The following is a 20214-nucleotide window of genomic DNA, read 5'->3' on the forward strand; positions in this document are numbered from 1 at the left end:
TTTTTTGAAATTCTACCTTATTTCTATTATTTATTAAAATTATTCAGCGTCTAATTTTGAGAAAGCTTCGTCCAAGATTTCTTTTAATTGTTTAGCTGAAGCAGCCATGCGGTCTTGTTCGCTGTCGTTTAGAGGGATTTCGATAACTTTTTGGATACCTTGACGGTTGATAACGGCAGGAGCACCAATGTAGATATCGTTCAATCCATATTCACCGTTCATAAATACTGACAATGGAAGAACAGCATTTTCATCATCAAGGATAGCACGAGTGATACGAGCTAATGCTACTGCGATACCGTAGAAAGTAGCACCTTTCTTCTCAATGATTGTGTAAGCAGCATCACGTACTCCGAAGAATAAGTTAACCATTGCTTCTTCATCAACGTCTGGATTGTTTTTAACCCATTCATAAATTTGTAAACCAGCAACGTTGGCATGTGACCAAACTGGGAATTCAGAATCTCCGTGTTCACCTAAGATATAAGCATGGACGTTACGTGCATCAACGTCAACTAATTCAGCAAGTGCTTGACGGAAGCGAGCTGAGTCAAGCGAAGTACCAGAACCGATAACGCGTTCTTTAGGGAAACCTGAGAATTTCCAAGTTGAGTAAGTTAAAATATCTACTGGGTTAGCAGCAACTAAGAAAATACCATTGAAACCTGATTCAACGATTTGTGTTACTACGTCACGGTTGATTTTTAAGTTTTTGTTTACTAAATCTAAACGAGTTTCGCCTGGTTTTTGAGGCGCACCAGCTGTGATAACAACTAAGTCAGCATCGTGTGCATCTGCATAAGTTGCAGAGTAGATTTTTTTAGGTGAAGTAAATGCTAATGCGTGTGATAGATCAATTGCATCTCCTTCAGTTTTTGCTGTGTTGATATCTACGATACCAACTTCTTGTGCGATATTTTGAGTAACTAATGCAAATGCATAGCTAGAACCTACGGCACCGTCTCCGACAAGAATTACTTTTTGATGATCTTTTTTTTCTGCAGCTGCAGTCATTGTATATCAATCCTTCCATTGATTTTATCTTTTCCCATGACTATGCTAACATTTCTTAAGCTTGCTGTCACGCTATTTGGCTACAAAATATAACAGATAACACAGTTGTATTATATGTAAAAGCTTACATGTGCGTTATTTCACTATTTTCTAAAAGTAACGATTTCATTAAACTTTGAAGAATTTTTTAATTGTTTTATCATTTTTTAAAAATTCTCTTTTAGTTGAAACACGGTTATATGTGTTATACTATAGTAGAAAGTAAAAAATAGAAAATTGCGTCAAGGACTGGATTGCTTTATTTGCGCTCCAGCCTTTTGTGTTGCTTTTTAGATTAGGTGGAATGAACAATGAAAATGATCGTTGGGCTTGGAAACCCTGGAACGAAATATGAACAAACAAAACATAATATTGGCTTCATGGTCGTTGATCGTATGGCGAAAGAACATCAAGCAATGTTTAAAAAAAATACATTTGAAGCAGAGGTCGCTGAATTTTTCTACAATGGCGAAAAAATCCTTTTAGTCAAACCACAAACATTTATGAATGAGTCAGGACGTGCTGTAGGGCCGTTGATGACTTATTTTGGCATCTATCCAGAAGAGTTAGTCGTTGTGTACGATGATTTGGATCTTGCACTTGGAAAAATCAGATTGCGTCAAAAAGGAAGCGCTGGTGGCCATAATGGCATAAAAAGCATCATCTCGCATTTGAATACGAATATATTTGATCGGATCAAAGTTGGGATCGGTAGACCCGAAGGAAAGAAAACCGTGGTGCAACATGTGTTGAGTCCATTTAGTAAAGAGGCACAGCCTTTGATCGAAGCAAGCATTGACCAATCCGTTAAAGCGTTAGAATTCATGCTTGAAGGACATTCGTTTATCGATACGATGAATCAATTCAATTAAGGAAGGAGAAAAAGTAATGGATATCATCCAAATGATTGGGAAAGATCCACAAGTCAAAGAATGGATAAACCAATTAGAAGAGAAGACACCAAGACAACTAGTTACAGGATTAGCGGGCTCAGCAAAAACATTGTTATTCGCACGCGTATTCAAAAAAATAAAGAAGAATCTGATTGTCTTGATGCCTAATCTTTATTATGCAAATCAGTTGGCTGAAGATCTTCAGCATGTTTTGCCAGCAGAACAGATCCATTCATTTCCAGTAGATGAAGTACTGTCTGCAGAAATGGCGTTCTCCTCTCCAGAAGCACGAGGAGAACGAGTGGCTACTCTAAATGCGCTACAACAAAAGCAACCAGGTATTTACCTTTTGCCAGTAGCGGCTCTTCATAAACGATTACCTCAACCAAAAACTTGGCAACAAGCACAACTGAACTGGCAAGTCGGTGAAGAGATTGATCTCGCAAAACTTCCACAGCATTTTGCATTGATGGGCTATGAGCGGGTAGAAATGGTGGCAAAACCTGGAGAATACAGTATCCGTGGAAGCATTATCGACATCTATCCACTAACCATTGACTATCCTGTCCGCGTTGAACTGTTCGATGTCGAAATTGATTCCATGCGCTATTTTGAACCAGATACACAGCGATCGATCGAAAAAATAAACGAGATCTGGATCGCCCCTACGAGTGAACAAGTATATGGGCAAGAGGATTTGCTTCACGGAATCAATCAGGTTGAAACATTATTGGAAAAGAAATTAGCAACTACTTCTGAAAAAACAGATCGTGCTTTTTTAGAAGATTACTTTGGCCAATTGGTTTCACAGTGGCAAGCGGGAAATCCAACGGAAGAAGCTAAATTTTATGCAGATCTGCTTTATCAAACAGAAACGACGATCCTTGATTATTTCCCAACTAACAGCTTGTTGATCGTAGACGATTATCAACGAATCATGGAAACAAATCGTGAAATGGAACGTGAAGCTGCAGAATGGCAAACGCAAAAGATCAGTGAACTCCGTGTATTTTCTGAACAGGTACTAGTCAGTGATGTGCATAAACTTGTTCAAAAAGAAAAATTTATTACTACTTTTTTTGCACTTTTCCAAAAAGGAATGGGCAATTTACGTTTTCAAGCTATCCATAATTTCCAATATCGCACGATGCAACAATTTTTCGGACAGATGCCCTTATTAAAAACCGAAATGGATCGTTGGCGAAAACAGGGGCAAACGGTTGTTATCTTTATCCCGACAAAAGAGCGGATAAAAAAAGCAGAACAGATGCTTCGGGATGAGGAGATATTAATAGTAGAAACGGAACAAGACAAATTGATCCGCGGACAAGTTCAATTAGTAGAAGGTGCCTTACAAACTGGTTTTGAGTTGCCACAAGAAAAAATCGTTGCGATCACGGAAAAAGAGATTTTCCAAAAAACAACGAAAAAACAAACTCGGCGACAAACAGTAACCAATGCAGAACGCCTAAAAAGTTACAATGAACTTAAAGCTGGAGATTATGTCGTCCATGCGAATCATGGGATCGGTAAATATATCGGTATGGAAACGTTGGAAGTGGATGGGGTCCATCAAGATTACATGACGATTCTTTATCAAAATGACGACAAGCTCTTTATACCAGTCACACAATTGAACCTTATTCAAAAATATGTTGCTTCTGAATCGAAAGCACCACGTATCAATAAGTTAGGTGGAAGTGAATGGACGAAGACAAAACGAAAAGTGTCTTCTAAAATCGAAGATATCGCAGATGATCTGATCAAACTTTATGCAGCCAGAGAATCTGAAAAAGGGTATGCTTTTGGACCGGATGATGGGTACCAGAAAGAATTCGAGAATGCTTTTCCATATTCTGAAACAGATGACCAATTAAGAAGTGCAGCTGAGATCAAGCGTGATATGGAGAAAGAAAAACCGATGGATCGATTGCTTGTAGGGGATGTGGGCTATGGGAAAACCGAAGTTGCCTTACGGGCAGCTTTCAAGGCCATCAAGGAAAGTAAGCAAGTAGCCTTTCTAGTCCCTACTACGATTTTGGCACAGCAACATTATGAGACCATGCTTGAACGTTTTGAAGGATTTCCTGTCAACATTGGTTTATTAAGTCGATTTAGAACAAGGAAACAACAGAAAGAAACGATCGAACAATTACGCACAGGTCAGATCGATATTGTCGTTGGTACGCATCGAATTCTTTCGAAAGATATAGAATTTAGTGATTTAGGCCTATTGATTGTTGACGAAGAGCAACGTTTTGGTGTAAAACATAAAGAACGATTGAAACAATTGCGTGCGCAAGTGGATGTATTGACATTGACAGCAACACCGATTCCGCGAACATTGCATATGTCGATGTTGGGTGTTCGGGACTTGTCAGTGATCGAAACCCCACCAGCGAACCGTTATCCGATCCAAACCTATGTTATGGAGAAAAATCCCGGCGCAATCAGAGAAGCGATCCATCGAGAAATGGGAAGAGGCGGACAAGTTTTCTATCTATACAATCGTGTCGAAATGATCGAACGTAAAGTAGAAGAAATACAAGCATTGGTACCAGAAGCCCGCATTGGATTTGCTCACGGGCAGATGACAGAAGCACAATTAGAAAATACGCTGTTTGATTTTATCGAAGGACAGTATGATGTGCTAGTCACGACTACGATCATCGAAACAGGTGTTGATATCCCGAATGCCAACACATTATTTGTGGAAAATGCCGATTATATGGGTTTGTCTACGCTTTATCAGTTACGAGGACGTGTCGGACGTAGCAATCGTGTCGCCTATGCTTATTTCATGTATGAACAGCAAAAAATTCTTAATGAAGTGAGCGAAAAAAGGCTACAAGCAATCAAAGATTTTACGGAATTAGGTTCAGGCTTCAAAATCGCGATGCGTGATTTATCGATCCGAGGAGCAGGAAATCTTTTAGGTGCCCAACAACATGGCTTTATCGATGCTGTTGGTTTTGATATGTATTCCCAAATGTTGAGTGAGGCAGTTTCACGAAAACAAGGGAAAAATAGTCAAGTCGAAAAAACATCAGTTGAGATCGATCTTGGTGTCGATGCCTACTTACCAGAGGAATACGTCTCAGATCAACGACAAAAAATCGAGATCTATAAACGTATCAGAGAACTTGACTCACAAGAAATGCTTGATGAGCTGGAAGATGATTTGTCGGACCGTTTTGGTGAATATCCTGAAGAGGTCGCTCATTTATTGACGATCGGTCAGATCAAAATGGATGGCGATCGTGCTTTGATCGAAACGATTCGCAAACAAGAGCAAAAACTAGTCTTTACGTTAAGCAAGGTTGGAACAAAATGTTATACGGTGGAACAACTTTTTGAAGCACTGGCAGCAACAAAATTAAAGGCCAGTCTAGGTGTTGAAAAGGAAAAAATGGTGATCCGATTAACGATTCCCAAAGCGACAGATACTGCGAGCTGGATGCAAGAGATCCAACGTTTTGTGAAAGCATTACGTGAACAAAAATATGCTGTAGCATAGGAAGGAGCAGACGCTTTGGACCATAAAGAAATGCGTAAAGTGATGCAAGGCGCATTTGTACTCACGCTCGCTTCTTTTATAGCGAAAGTATTAAGTGCCTTGTACCGCATCCCACTGCAAAACTTAGTCGGCGATGAAGGATTTTATGTTTACCAACAAGTTTATCCTATTTATGGAATTACCATGACCTTAGCACTGGCTGGTCTTCCTCAGTTTATCTCTAAATATGTTGCAGAAAGAAAAGATCCATTACAGCGTAAAGCGGCATTGCAAAAACTATATCCTTTAGTTTTTTGGACCGGTGTTTTATTGTGGCTATTCACCTTTTCCTTTAGTCGGTGGATTGCTTTTATGATGGGGGATCTACAGTTGAAGCCGTTGATCCAGATCGTTTCCTTCACCTTTTTGCTGATGCCAGGACTTTCTTTTTATCGAGGGAATTTTCAAGGACGCTTCTTGATGGAACCCACTGCGGTTTCTCAAGTCATTGAACAGTTCGTTCGCGTGTCGATCATCGTTTGTAGTGCGCTTGCTTTCCGGATGTTAGGCTGGAATGTCTATCAAACGGGAACAGCAGCGATGAGCGGGGCGGTTCTTGGTGGGCTTTGTGCCTATGGTGTTTTACACTATTATGAACAAAAAATACATGGTGGTGTATTAAGCTTTCGACATTTTTCTATCTTTAATCGGCCACCAAAACCACTGATACGCCGCTTTTTTATCGAAGGCGGATTGGTGTCGATTTATAGTGGTCTATTGATCTTCTTTCAGTTGATCGATTCGTTTTTTGTCAAAAATGCACTGGAAGTCTATGGATTGACTGAACAAAGCGCGAAAATCACTAAAGGAGTGTATGATCGAGGGCAGCCTTTGGTCCAATTAGGTCTAGTTATTGCAACTGCATTAAGTGCCACATTTTTACCAGCATTAACACGTTATCTAATGAACTCCGTTCCCAGTCAATTTCTAAAGACAGCGAAAATCTATTTACGGCTGACTACGGCGTTAGCTTTAGCTGCTTCAGTAGGTTTGGCGATGTTGCTTCCCTACATCAACTATGCACTCTTCAAAGATTATGCTGGAAATGCTGCCCTTGTGTTGTTTGTATTTTCGATTGCACTAACAGCAGTTATTCAATCGTATCAAAGCATTGCTCAAAGCAAAAATTCTTTCCGACCTTCATTGAAGGGAGCGGGCTGGGGGCTTCTAGCAAAAGCATTAGCTACGCCTTTATTGACAGGACGTTTGGGAACAGTGGGCGCTAGTCTATCTACGCTACTAGGGTTAGCTGTAACATTGTGGTATTTTGTCCACACTGAAAAAGCAGACATCAATAGCTTTTGGAAAGAACGTAAATTCGGTAAAAAATTGATCCAGTGTTTAATCTGGATGATCCTATCCTTATTTTTATACTATGGTCTATTGATGCTGTTTTTTGGCCCGATCCAACACCGCTCAACGGCTTTCTTAGTCAGTCTAGTCGGTGTGATCATTGGTGCATTTGTTTTTGTGAATGCGGTGATCTGGACGCGACTGTTTACGGTCAGAGAATGGCTGATGTTGCCTTTTGGTAAAAAAATATTAAGGATAAACAAACAATTTAAAAAGTGAGGAAAAACCATGCGATTAGATAAATTTCTTAAAATCTCTCGAATCATCAAACGTCGCTCAGTAGCAAAAGAAGTGGCAGATAAAGGGAGAATCCAAATCAATGGCAAGCTAGCGAAGTCTTCTAGTGATGTCAAAGTCGGAGATATAATGAAGATCCAATTTGGGAACAAAACAATGGAAGTAAAAGTGGTAGAATTACACGAATCAACGAAAAAAGAAGATGCACAGAAGATGTATGAACTATTAACTGAGACCCGCACGAAAAACAGTGAAGAAATTGATTAGACAAGCCATCTTGATGTTGGTATAATGAGAAGGACAATCAAAAAAAGATTGGAGCGAAGTGAAGTGACGAAAAAAAGCAACAAAATTGCTGCTTTAGACACAGAGTATGCAAAGAAAAAGTATGCTGAATTTCAACAACAACAACGCCAATTGATTTTTCGAAGACGTAGGTTAGCAGCCATTTTCATCGGCGCTTTGGTCATTTTCGCAGTGTTAGGATTTCAAATTTTTCGTGATATGCAAAGAATGGATCGATTAAACGATTTAAGAGTTGAAGCGAATACGGAGATGAGTCAAGTCAATACGGATGTTGATCAACTCAAAGAAGACGTTTCATTATTAAAAGATGATGACTATGTGGCGAAACTTGCGAGAAGTAAATTCTTTTATTCCAAAGAAGGCGAAAAAGTTTACCCAATATTAGAACCGGCTACCGATAGTTCAACGGCTGAAACAAATCAATCAACTAGTTCAACAACTGCAAAATAAGCAGTATTATAAATAGGTTAATAATTAGGAGGAACATTTTTTTTATGTCAATCGAGGTAGGAGCAAAACTGCAAGGAAAAGTATCAGGAATCACAAATTTTGGGGCATTTATTGATTTAGGAGCTGGTAAAACGGGTTTAGTTCATATCAGTGAAGTATCAAATGGGTATATCAAAGATATTCACGACGTTTTAAGTGTTGGAGATGAAGTAACAGTCAAAGTTATTTCTGTAAATGATGATGGTAAGATTGGGCTATCTATCCGTAAAGCGCAAGAGCAACCAGCTGAATCGAATGAAGAACAACGTCCAAAACGATATCAAAAAGATACACGAGATACACGTGACACACGAGATAATCGTGGCCGTGCAACACAGAAAAAACCTTTTTCTCGCAGTCAATCTTCTAACAATCACAAAGAAGATTTTGATTCATTAATGAGTTCATTTTTAAAAGACAGTGATGATCGATTGACTTCCTTGAAACGTAACACTGAAGGCAAACGTGGTGGTCGCGGCGGACGTCGCAGCTAAAACAAATGAAAATGAAGGGGCAGGCAATTGTTTCAGACTATTGTCCGCTCTTTTTTTCTTTTGCCGCCATTATCGAAAAAGTGTAAGTGAAAGGAAGTGATGGATGTGTCGATCAAAAACCAAGTATCAGCAGAGATGCAACGAATGTTTATCGAACAAGGTAAAGTAAAAGGGTATCTAGCCAAAGAAAATCATGTACTGTTGGCGATTTCTGGGGGAGTTGATTCCATGGTGTTGCTTGATTTGATGCTTGCAGCTAAAAAAGAAGTAGCCTTTTCTTTGGGGGTGGTGCACATCAACCACCAATTAAGACCAGAATCTGCAGATGAAGCAACCTACTTAAAAGCCTATTGTCAGGAACGAAAGATCCCGTTTATCCTTGAAGCATGGAAAGAACCGGCAACAAAGGGCATCGAAGCTGCTGCAAGAGCCTTTCGTTATCACACGTTTGCAAAAATCATGCACACAGATGGTTATCAAGTAGTGATGACTGCGCATCATGGAAACGATCAAATGGAAACGATTTTAATGAAGATAGTGCGTGGGGGACAGTTAGGAACTTTTGCAGGAATCAAAGAAAGTCAGCGTTTTTCGAATGGACAGCTGATCCGCCCACTTCTAAGCTTTGGTAAAGAGCAATTGTATGAATATGCCGCAGAACAAAAGCTTGTTTATTTTGAGGATCAGACCAATCAGGAACTGAATGTCCAAAGAAATCGGATTAGGCATTTAGTGATTCCCCAACTAAAACAAGAAAATCCACAAGTTTTGGCACATTTCCAACGTTTTGCGCAACAAATTACTTGGGCAGATCAATTAATCAAGAAACAAATGAAAAAAGTGATCGAAGAACAGGTCAAAGAAACACATGATGGATTTGTTTTTCCATGGAGAGTAGTACAAGAGATGTCCCTAGAAGAGCGGTACTATTTTTTGTATACGCTATTCGATTGGGCGAACAGAAAAACAAATCTCTTTATCAATGAACAACAAATCGACCAACTATTAGAGCAAGTTGATCGACCGAAAGGACAATGGCAACTAACTCTTGATCGTTCATGGGTATTCCAACGGGTCTATGAAGAAATCGCTTTGGTAAGAAAGAACGATGTGGAGAATGAACCTGTGGAAATAATCGATCGATTTATCGAAATAGAACCACATAAGCAGATCATGTTAAATGAGAAGGCGTGGGTAGGTCTATTCACGTCTGATGAAGTGGCAGAATTTAGATGTATCGACGATTGGGGAGAATTTTCTCATGATGTCTGGCTGGAACCTCAGCAAACCTTGTTCATCGGAAAAAGACAAGCGGGCGATCGCATACAGCTAAATGAAAAACTGACAAAGAAAGTGTCTAGGTATTTTATTGACAAGAAAATACCTGATCTGCAAAGAAAAGATGCGTGGGTGGTTAAAGATGAGCAAAAAAAAATAATTAGTTTGCTTCCTTTTACCCATTCTCATTTGAGTATTGGTGTAGAAACTGATAAAATACACTACATACTTCTTTACAAATATCAAAAAGAAGCAACTGGAAGGAGAACCTGATGTTAGAAAAGGATATTGAGAAAGTTTTGATTACAAAAGAAGAGATACAAGTTCGTTGTGAAGAACTAGGCAAAGAATTGACAGAAACTTATAAGGATTCAAATCCATTAGTAGTTGGTGTCTTAAAAGGTGCAGTCCCATTCATGGCAGATATCATACGTTCAATCGATGCGTATTTAGAATTAGATTTCATGGATGTTTCAAGTTATGGTAATGCCACTGTTTCATCTGGTGAAGTTAAGATTGTGAAGGACTTAGATACAAATGTTGAAGGCCGCGATCTGTTGATTGTTGAAGATATCATTGATAGCGGACGAACACTTGCTTATCTAGTCGATCTTTTTAAATATCGTAAAGCAAACTCAGTGAAAATCGTGACATTGCTTGATAAACCAGAAGGAAGAGTCGTAGATATTGAAGCAGACTACGTTGGATTCAATGTACCAAACGAATTTGTGGTAGGATATGGCTTGGATTATGCAGAAGCTTATCGCAATCTACCTTATATCGGGGTATTGAAACCAAGCGTTTATCAATCAAATTAATGCTGTATCTGTTGTGATTTGTGTTACAATAGAATGGTCAGGATTGATAAAAAAAATGCTAATTTAAAATAACGCATAGGGAGGGCAACTATGAACAAAAAGAACAATGGCATGATGAAAAATGCCTTGTATTATGTCCTCGTAATCTTAGCGATGGTAATGGTCGTATACTTTATTTTTGGTAATAATGGCCAACGATCGTCAGATATCGAGTACTCAAAATTCACAGAACAATTACAAGCAGGTAAAATCAAGAACTTTGAAGTGCAACCTGCAAATGGTGTATATAAAATCACTGGTGAATACAAAGAGCAACAGAAAGTCGCTAATAGCGGCGGTCTATCTATCTTAGGTTCAACAGATACTACAACTACCCATTTTACAACGATCATTTTACCGAATGATACAACACTGAGTCAGGTAACTGATTTAGCGAAAGAAAAGAATGTCGCGACGACAGTCAAAGAAGAGTCAAGTAGTGGCGTATGGGTCTCCTTGTTGCTTAGCTTCTTGCCGATTGTGATCATCATTTTCTTCTTCTATATGATGATGGGCCAACAAGGCGGCGGTGGCGGCGGCGGTGGCCGTGTCATGAACTTTGGTAAATCAAAAGCCAAAGAAGCAGACAAAAAAGCCAACCGTGTACGTTTTTCTGATGTCGCAGGTGCGGAAGAAGAAAAACAAGAACTTGTCGAAGTCGTTGAGTTCTTAAAAGATCCACGACGATTCGTTGAGCTAGGTGCGCGTATTCCAGCAGGTGTTCTTTTAGAAGGACCTCCAGGGACTGGTAAAACATTACTTGCCAAGGCAGTAGCCGGAGAAGCCGGTGTACCATTTTATTCTATTTCTGGTTCAGACTTCGTTGAAATGTTTGTCGGTGTCGGTGCAAGCCGTGTACGTGATTTATTTGAAACAGCGAAGAAAAATGCTCCGGCCATCATCTTTATCGATGAAATCGATGCTGTAGGTCGTCAACGTGGTGCAGGTATGGGTGGCGGACATGATGAACGCGAACAAACCTTGAACCAATTGCTTGTTGAAATGGATGGATTTGATGGGAATGAAGGAGTTATCGTCATTGCCGCAACCAACCGTTCTGATGTATTAGACCCAGCATTGTTGCGGCCAGGACGTTTTGACCGTCAAATTTTAGTCGGTCGTCCAGATGTGAAAGGTCGTGAAGCGATTTTACGTGTTCACGCAAGAAATAAACCTTTAGCAGATGATGTTGATCTAAAAGTTGTTGCACAACAAACACCAGGATTTGCTGGTGCTGATTTAGAAAACGTCTTGAACGAAGCTGCTTTAGTGGCGGCACGTCGTAATAAGAAAAAAATCGATGCTTCAGATGTCGATGAAGCAGAAGATCGCGTGATTGCAGGTCCAGCTAAGAAAGACCGCGTAATCAGCAAAAAAGAACGCGAAATGGTGGCATACCATGAAGCAGGTCACACTATCGTTGGGTTAGTCTTAAGTCGTGCACGTGTCGTTCATAAAGTAACGATCATTCCACGTGGGCGTGCAGGCGGTTATATGATCGCATTGCCAAAAGAAGACCAATTCTTGATGACAAAAGAAGACATGTTTGAACAAATCGTTGGCTTGTTAGGTGGACGAACAGCAGAAGAAATCATCTTCAATGTTCAATCGACAGGCGCTTCAAATGACTTTGAACAAGCAACAGCGTTAGCAAGAAGTATGGTCACTGAATATGGGATGAGCGATCGCTTAGGTCCAGTTCAATATGAAGGAAACCATCAAGTGTTTGTAGGTCGTGATTACGGTCAAACAAAAGCTTACTCTGAACAAGTTGCATTTGAGATCGATCAAGAAGTACGCAAGATTTTGATGGAAGCACATCAAAAAGCGCATGAAATCATCGAAGCACACCGTGCGCAACACAAATTGATTGCTGAAAAACTTCTAGAATTCGAAACATTGGATGCGAAAGCAATCAAATCTTTATTTGAAAGAGGCGTAATGCCAGAAGGTTCAGAATCGGATAACTATCCAAGCGAAAAAGAAGCACAAACTTTTGAAGAAGCAAAACGCGCTTTAGAAGAAAAAGATGCTGAAAAACAAGCGGAAGAAAAAGAAAATTTTGAACATGATAAAGAAGAATTGAACGAAGAAGCTAAAGAAGAACATGATGCTACTTTACCAAACGATTCTGACGATCATAACAAATAATACGAAAGAGCTGTGACGAAAGTCATAGCTCTTTTTTTTAATTAAAATAGCAGTTAGAAGTCCCTGCTTCTGTGAACAGGCTAAAATCTTCCCAACAAGTTAAGCAGCGATTTCCAACTATTCTTTTTTGAAACTAGCTATTTTTGTCATACATTTCTTTCTGATGCTTTTATGAAAGCAGATTTGATTAATCATAGGTTAAGTTCAATTCCATCAGTTGAAAAAAATGAGCGTAACTAGTATGATTCACTATGAGTTTAAAATCGGGAAATGAGGTACATAAAATGGAAGATTATTTAGTTAAAGCTTTAGCACATAATGGATTTGTGCGAGCATATGCTGTTCAAGCAACCAATACTGTAGCGGAAGCACAAAGACGTCATGATACATGGCATACTTCTTCTGCCGCATTAGGTCGGACATTAGTGGGCGGTTTGCTACTAGGCGCAACTGTAAAGGGCGATGATAAGTTGACGATCCGCATTCAAGGGGACGGACCAGCGAAGGGCATCGTAGTCGATGCGAACGGAAAAGGGGAAGTAAAAGGCTACATTCAAAATCCGCATTTAAGTTTGCCTTTAAATGAAGTAGGGAAAATCGATGTACGTGGCGCAGTAGGAACACAAGGGATGTTCAGTGTCACGAAAGATTTGGGACTGAAAGAACCTTTTTCTGGTCAAACACCTATCGTTTCCGGAGAAATAGCAGAAGACTTTACTTATTATTTAGCTATTTCAGAACAAATTCCTTCTGCTGTCGGTTTGAGTGTTCTAGTCAACACAGATGATAGTATCAAAACGGCTGGTGGCTTCATGATCCAGATCATGCCTGGTGCAGATGAAGAAACCATCACTCAAATCGAAGAACAATTAAAAAAAACACCGAGAATCTCTACATTGCTAGATGAGGGATTAACGCCAGAAGAAATCTTAAAAGGGTTGCTAGGGACAGAAGAGTTGATTATCTTAGAAAAGCTACCTGTTCAATTCAAGTGTGATTGCTCTAAAGAAAAATTTGGTGAAGCAATCATTGCGTTAGGGGCAGATGAAATTCAAGCGATGATCAACGAAGACCATGGCGCAGAAGCAGTTTGTTCGTTCTGTAACAATAAGTATGAATACAGTGAGGATGAATTAACAGCACTCAAAGAAGAAGCATTAGGAGGAAACTAAGTGGAACATACATGGAAAATAGGTAATGTGGAAATTCCCAATCGTGTAGTCGTTGCACCGATGGCTGGAATCACCAACTCCGCTTTTCGAGTAACTGTAAAAGAATTCGGCGCTGGGTTAGTTGTCTGCGAGATGATCAGCGATCAAGGCATCCATTTTAGGAATAAGAAAACCTTAGAGATGCTGCATATAGAAGAAGGGGAGCATCCTTTAAGTTTACAGATATTCGGCGGAAATAAAGATACATTAGTCGAAGCAGCACAATTCGTTCAAGAAAATACCGCTGCTGATATCATCGATATCAACATGGGCTGCCCAGTTAACAAAGTCATCAAAGCGGAAGCAGGCGCGAAGTGGTTGTTAGATCCAGATAAAGTTTATGAAATGGTCCATGCGGTTTCTTCTGCTGTCGATATACCTGTAACTGTAAAAATGCGAATCGGTTGGGATGAACAACATGTATTTGCTGTTCAAAATGCATTAGCTGCTGAGTCAGCTGGTGCAAGTGCGATCGCAATGCATGGACGTACACGGGTACAAATGTATGAAGGGAAAGCAGATTGGGAAGTCTTGAAAGAAGTCAAAAGCCAGTTGACGATCCCTTTTATGGGGAATGGAGATGTCAAAACACCTGAAGATGCAAAAAGAATGCTGGAATATGTGGGGGCAGATGGGGTAATGATCGGCCGTGCCGCATTAGGGAACCCTTGGATGATCCATCGTACCCAGCACTATTTAGAGACAGGTGAATTGATTCCGGAACCAACGCCTCGTGAAAAAATCGAGACAGCAAAACTCCATTTGAAACGTTTAGTTGATCTAAAAGGGGAAGTTATTGCTTGCCGTGAATTTCGGACACATGCTTCTTATTATTTGAAGGGAGTCTCTCGAGCGGCGAAAGTCAAAGTTGCAATCAACCACTCTGAAAAACAAACAGAAATCAATGATTTATTGGATGGCTTTTTAGAGAGAACAGAAAAAATATCTGTGAGTTGATGACATGTTTTTCTGAGTTTTTCGTTAATTTTCAAGCCGAAAATTTAAGTTCGGCTTGCTTTTTTTGTGTTTCATTGGCATTATAGGGAAGAGAATAACATGAGAATGGAGGAACTTTTGTGACACAGGAACAACAACATCAAGTAGAAGATTTAAATGATCAAATGCTTGTTCGTCGTCAAAAAATGGAGCAATTGAGAGAAAATGGGATTGATCCTTTCGGCAAGCGATTTGAACGTACACACAATTCAGCAGAACTACATGAACTATTTGATCCAAGAACAAAAGAAGAATTAGCAGAGATGGGATTAACTGCTAGCGTAGCAGGGCGTATGATGACAAGACGCGGCAAAGGTAAAGCAGGTTTTGCACATTTACAAGATCGTGAAGGTCAAATCCAAATCTATGTACGGAAAGACCAAGTAGGAGACGCAGCTTACGATGTATTCAAACACGCTGATCTAGGTGACTTTTTTGGTGTGACGGGTGAAATCATGAAGACGGACACTGGAGAAGTTTCCATCAAAGCTTCAGAGATCGTCATTTTATCAAAAGCACTACGTCCGTTACCAGACAAATACCATGGATTGACGAACATCGAACAACGTTACCGCCAACGTTATTTAGATTTGATCAGTAATCGTGAAAGTTTTGACCGCTTCATGAAACGCAGTCAAATCATCAGTGAGATCCGTCGCTACTTAGATGGCAATGGATATATAGAAGTAGAAACTCCTGTATTGCATAATGAAGCCGGTGGTGCTGCAGCACGTCCATTTATTACACATCATAATGCATTGGATATTGACTTGTACCTACGTATTGCACTAGAACTTCATTTGAAACGTCTAATTGTCGGTGGTATGGAAAAAGTCTATGAAATCAGTCGTGTATTCCGTAATGAAGGAATCGATACAACGCACAATCCAGAATTTACGATGCTAGAAGCTTATACAGCTTATACAGATTTCCAAGATGTGATGAACTTGACAGAAGGTATTATTCGTAATGCAGCTCAGAAAGTACTTGGTACAGCTAAGATCACCTATGACGGGCAAGATGTCGATTTAGAGAGTGACTTTAAACGTATCCACATGGTAGATGCGATCAAAGAAAAAACTGGTGTCGACTTCTGGAAAGAAATGACGCTGGAAGAAGCATTAGCTATTGCTAAAGAACATGATGTAGAAGTAACAGAAGCAATGGGTGTTGGTCATGTCATCAATGAGTTTTTCGAGACTTTCGTTGAAGAAACATTGACACAACCTACTTTTGTTTATGGTCATCCAGTAGAAGTTTCTCCGTTAGCGAAGAAAAATCCAGAAGACCCACGTTTTACAGATCGTTTTGAATTATTTATAGTTGGGCGAGAATTTGCGAATGCCTTTACTGAATTAAATGACCCAATCGATCAAAGAGAACGTTTTGAAGCACAAGAAAAAGAACGTGAATTAGGAAATGACGAAGCACATGGTGTAGATGAGGACTTCTTAGAAGCGTTAGAATATGGTATGCCACCTACTGGCGGTCTGGGAATCGGAATCGACCGTCTAGTGATGCTTTTGACAGATGCTCAATCGATTCGAGACGTTTTATTATTCCCAACAATGCGTTAACAATAAGATAAGATAGGAGGAGAGACCTGATTGGTTTCCTCCTTCTTTTTTTGTAGGTAAGAGGAATAAAAAGTATAAGATATTTATTTGCATTTTTACGCTTAAATATGAATAGTCGTAAAAAGATTTTTGGAATAGGCTTTATAAAATAAAGAACAGTGGAAAAAATTTGAATAAAAAGGAAATTCCAACTTTCAGATCGTAAATAATAACGAATGATATTATAAGTGAAGCGGATAGCAATCGAAAGATATCACCTTAAATACGAACGATTGATAGAAAGGAATGATGATTGATCGTTTGTTGAAAAAAAACTTGAAAAAATACAAGAAAGTCGTTGACCGATACGGGTTTAGTTGGTATATTATTATTTGTTCAAAAGTTAGCGAGAATAACTTCTGAAAATAACTTAAAAAAGTTCTTGACGTGTGGGTGACCACATGATAAGATAACTAAGTCGTTTGAAAAGAACCTATTGAAAAGCTTGATCTAATCAAGAAAGATTTCAAAAAAAGTTCTTGACAAATAACAAAAAATGAGTTACGATATACGAGTTGCTGAAGGATTTCTAAAAACGAAATCGAAAATAACTTTTAAAAAAACAGTTGACATTCACTTGTCGTTCTGGTATGATATAAAAGTTGCTACGGCAATTCAAGTAGACCTTTGAAAACTGAACAAAGTAAGACAAACCAAATGTGTAGGGCGTCTTGATTGATTCAAGACAACAAACATTTTTAACAAGCAAGCAATATGCTAGCAAACAAATTGAGCTTAACAATCGCAAGATTGTTCTAACTTTTATTATGAGAGTTTGATCCTGGCTCAGGACGAACGCTGGCGGCGTGCCTAATACATGCAAGTCGTACGCTTCTTTTTCCACCGGAGCTTGCTCCACCGGAAAAAGAAGAGTGGCGAACGGGTGAGTAACACGTGGGTAACCTGCCCATCAGAAGGGGATAACACTTGGAAACAGGTGCTAATACCGTATAACAATCGAAACCGCATGGTTTTGATTTGAAAGGCGCTTTCGGGTGTCGCTGATGGATGGACCCGCGGTGCATTAGCTAGTTGGTGAGGTAACGGCTCACCAAGGCCACGATGCATAGCCGACCTGAGAGGGTGATCGGCCACATTGGGACTGAGACACGGCCCAAACTCCTACGGGAGGCAGCAGTAGGGAATCTTCGGCAATGGACGAAAGTCTGACCGAGCAACGCCGCGTGAGTGAAGAAGGTTTTCGGATCGTAAAACTCTGTTGTTAGAGAAGAACAAGGATGAGAGTAACTGTTCATCCCTTGACGGTATCTAACCAGAAAGCCACGGCTAACTACGTGCCAGCAGCCGCGGTAATACGTAGGTGGCAAGCGTTGTCCGGATTTATTGGGCGTAAAGCGAGCGCAGGCGGTTTCTTAAGTCTGATGTGAAAGCCCCCGGCTCAACCGGGGAGGGTCATTGGAAACTGGGAGACTTGAGTGCAGAAGAGGAGAGTGGAATTCCATGTGTAGCGGTGAAATGCGTAGATATATGGAGGAACACCAGTGGCGAAGGCGGCTCTCTGGTCTGTAACTGACGCTGAGGCTCGAAAGCGTGGGGAGCAAACAGGATTAGATACCCTGGTAGTCCACGCCGTAAACGATGAGTGCTAAGTGTTGGAGGGTTTCCGCCCTTCAGTGCTGCAGCTAACGCATTAAGCACTCCGCCTGGGGAGTACGACCGCAAGGTTGAAACTCAAAGGAATTGACGGGGGCCCGCACAAGCGGTGGAGCATGTGGTTTAATTCGAAGCAACGCGAAGAACCTTACCAGGTCTTGACATCCTTTGACCACTCTAGAGATAGAGCTTCCCCTTCGGGGGCAAAGTGACAGGTGGTGCATGGTTGTCGTCAGCTCGTGTCGTGAGATGTTGGGTTAAGTCCCGCAACGAGCGCAACCCTTATTGTTAGTTGCCATCATTCAGTTGGGCACTCTAGCAAGACTGCCGGTGACAAACCGGAGGAAGGTGGGGATGACGTCAAATCATCATGCCCCTTATGACCTGGGCTACACACGTGCTACAATGGGAAGTACAACGAGTCGCGAAGTCGCGAGGCTAAGCTAATCTCTTAAAGCTTCTCTCAGTTCGGATTGTAGGCTGCAACTCGCCTACATGAAGCCGGAATCGCTAGTAATCGCGGATCAGCACGCCGCGGTGAATACGTTCCCGGGCCTTGTACACACCGCCCGTCACACCACGAGAGTTTGTAACACCCGAAGTCGGTGAGGTAACCTTTTGGAGCCAGCCGCCTAAGGTGGGATAGATGATTGGGGTGAAGTCGTAACAAGGTAGCCGTATCGGAAGGTGCGGCTGGATCACCTCCTTTCTAAGGAATATTACGGAGACTACACTGGTTGTTTTATACTTTGTTCAGTTTTGAGAGGTTTACTCAATAATTGAAGAGTCAGGTTATGACTTCGACATTAGAGGATACTCTCAAGAGAATACTTTGTTCATTGAAAACTGGATATTTGAAGTAAATTAAGTAATACAAACCGAGAACACCGCGTTGAATTTGAAGGCTAAACATTTGTTTAGCTGGATAGAGTTTTTTAATAAGTTCAATTGCTTATTTTCTTGATCGGACTTCTATCGCTAGAAGAAAGATCAAAACCCAACCGCAAGGTTGATAAGGTTAAGTGAATAAGGGCGCACGGTGGATGCCTTGGCACTAGGAGCCGATGAAGGACGGGACTAACACCGATATGCTTTGGGGAGCTGTACGTAAGCTATGATCCAGAGATTTCCGAATGGGGAAACCCAACATCTTTTATAGGATGTTACGTTTGCGTGAATACATAGCGCATTCGAGGTAGACGCAGAGAACTGAAACATCTAAGTACCTGCAGGAAGAGAAAGAAAATTCGATTCCCTGAGTAGCGGCGAGCGAAACGGGAAAAGCCCAAACCAATGAGCTTGCTCATTGGGGTTGTAGGACTCCGATATGGTAGTTCTTTCAGATAATCGAATGACTTGGAAAAGTCAGTCAAAGAGGGTAAAAACCCCGTAGATGAAATTTGGAAGGTATCTAGGAGGATCCTGAGTACGGCGGAACACGAGGAATTCCGTCGGAATCCGGGAGGACCATCTCCCAAGGCTAAATACTCCCTAGTGACCGATAGTGAACCAGTACCGTGAGGGAAAGGTGAAAAGCACCCCGGAAGGGGAGTGAAATAGAACCTGAAACCGTGTGCCTACAACAAGTCAAAGCCCGTTAATGGGTGATGGCGTGCCTTTTGTAGAATGAACCGGCGAGTTACGATTGCATGCGAGGTTAAGTCGAAGAGACGGAGCCGCAGCGAAAGCGAGTCTGAATAGGGCGTTTGAGTATGTAGTCGTAGACCCGAAACCATGTGATCTACCCATGTCCAGGTTGAAGGTGCGGTAAAACGCACTGGAGGACCGAACCCACGTACGTTGAAAAGTGCGGGGATGAGGTGTGGGTAGCGGAGAAATTCCAAACGAACTTGGAGATAGCTGGTTCTCTCCGAAATAGCTTTAGGGCTAGCCTCGGATTTGAGAATGATGGAGGTAGAGCACTGTTTGGACTAGGGGCCCATCTCGGGTTACCGAATTCAGATAAACTCCGAATGCCATTCATTCATATCCGGGAGTCAGACTGTGAGTGATAAGATCCATAGTCGAAAGGGAAACAGCCCAGACCACCAGCTAAGGTCCCAAAATATATGTTAAGTGGAAAAGGATGTGGGGTTGCACAGACAACTAG

General features: G+C 40.8%; 13 protein-coding genes and 2 rRNA genes (1 of these 15 running past the window's edge). 14 read left to right on the forward strand and 1 reads right to left on the reverse strand.

From position 1 onward, the window contains the following. Positions 1-39: 39 nt before the first annotated feature. A complete protein-coding gene (locus IGI47_RS02355) occupies positions 40-1014 on the reverse strand; it encodes an L-lactate dehydrogenase (protein ID WP_438783218.1) in 975 nt (324 codons plus the stop codon). 350 nt (positions 1015-1364) lie between these two features. On the opposite strand from IGI47_RS02355, the gene pth reads away from it, so the two are divergent. The 14 genes from pth to IGI47_RS02425 form a co-directional block, all read left to right on the forward strand. Beyond that, positions 1365-1925 carry an aminoacyl-tRNA hydrolase gene (gene pth / locus IGI47_RS02360; RefSeq protein WP_311930499.1) on the forward strand — a complete coding sequence of 187 codons (561 nt, stop codon included), beginning with the start codon at positions 1365-1367 and terminating at the stop codon, positions 1923-1925. Between the two features lie 16 nt (positions 1926-1941). Next, on the forward strand, positions 1942-5463 hold the full coding sequence (mfd, locus tag IGI47_RS02365) for a transcription-repair coupling factor (RefSeq protein WP_438783220.1): 3522 nt from the start codon (positions 1942-1944) through the stop codon (positions 5461-5463). Positions 5464-5478: 15 nt separating this feature from the next. Continuing rightward, positions 5479-7074, forward strand: a complete 1596-nt coding sequence (locus tag IGI47_RS02370) for a putative polysaccharide biosynthesis protein (RefSeq protein WP_438783221.1) — start codon at positions 5479-5481, stop codon at positions 7072-7074. Positions 7075-7083: 9 nt separating this feature from the next. Then, a complete protein-coding gene (locus IGI47_RS02375; RefSeq protein WP_081135067.1) occupies positions 7084-7359 on the forward strand; it encodes an RNA-binding S4 domain-containing protein in 276 nt (91 codons plus the stop codon). Positions 7360-7422: 63 nt separating this feature from the next. After that, entirely contained in the window at positions 7423-7848 is a 426-nt protein-coding gene (locus IGI47_RS02380; RefSeq protein ID WP_016177743.1) for an FtsB family cell division protein, read from the forward strand. A gap of 44 nt (positions 7849-7892) precedes the next feature. Then, positions 7893-8381, forward strand: a complete 489-nt coding sequence (locus tag IGI47_RS02385; protein ID WP_311930496.1) for a S1 domain-containing RNA-binding protein — start codon at positions 7893-7895, stop codon at positions 8379-8381. 99 nt (positions 8382-8480) lie between these two features. Beyond that, positions 8481-9932 (forward strand): tRNA lysidine(34) synthetase TilS, encoded by a 1452-nt coding sequence (gene tilS, locus IGI47_RS02390; RefSeq protein ID WP_311930624.1) that lies wholly within the window; start codon positions 8481-8483, stop codon positions 9930-9932. Further along, entirely contained in the window at positions 9932-10477 is a 546-nt protein-coding gene (gene hpt / locus IGI47_RS02395) for a hypoxanthine phosphoribosyltransferase (protein ID WP_005875186.1), read from the forward strand. The genes tilS and hpt overlap by 1 nt, the downstream gene beginning before the upstream one ends. A gap of 90 nt (positions 10478-10567) precedes the next feature. Next, a complete protein-coding gene (gene ftsH, locus IGI47_RS02400; RefSeq protein ID WP_005875188.1) occupies positions 10568-12667 on the forward strand; it encodes an ATP-dependent zinc metalloprotease FtsH in 2100 nt (699 codons plus the stop codon). 284 nt (positions 12668-12951) lie between these two features. Beyond that, entirely contained in the window at positions 12952-13839 is an 888-nt protein-coding gene (hslO, locus tag IGI47_RS02405; RefSeq protein ID WP_438783224.1) for an Hsp33 family molecular chaperone HslO, read from the forward strand. Next, positions 13840-14835, forward strand: coding sequence for a tRNA dihydrouridine synthase DusB (gene dusB / locus IGI47_RS02410; protein ID WP_311930494.1), 996 nt, complete (start codon positions 13840-13842; stop codon positions 14833-14835). Positions 14836-14954: 119 nt separating this feature from the next. Then, positions 14955-16451 (forward strand): lysine--tRNA ligase, encoded by a 1497-nt coding sequence (gene lysS / locus IGI47_RS02415; protein ID WP_311930493.1) that lies wholly within the window; start codon positions 14955-14957, stop codon positions 16449-16451. Positions 16452-17253: 802 nt separating this feature from the next. Further along, positions 17254-18813: ribosomal RNA gene (locus IGI47_RS02420) — 16S ribosomal RNA — on the forward strand. Positions 18814-19120: 307 nt separating this feature from the next. Next, positions 19121-20214, forward strand: a 23S ribosomal RNA gene (locus tag IGI47_RS02425) (it continues 1820 nt past the right edge of the window). The 16S and 23S rRNA genes sit together here, the layout of an rRNA operon.

It is taken from the genome of Enterococcus sp. AZ191, from assembly GCF_051713845.1.
In the GTDB taxonomy this organism is placed as follows: domain Bacteria; phylum Bacillota; class Bacilli; order Lactobacillales; family Enterococcaceae; genus Enterococcus_B; species Enterococcus_B durans.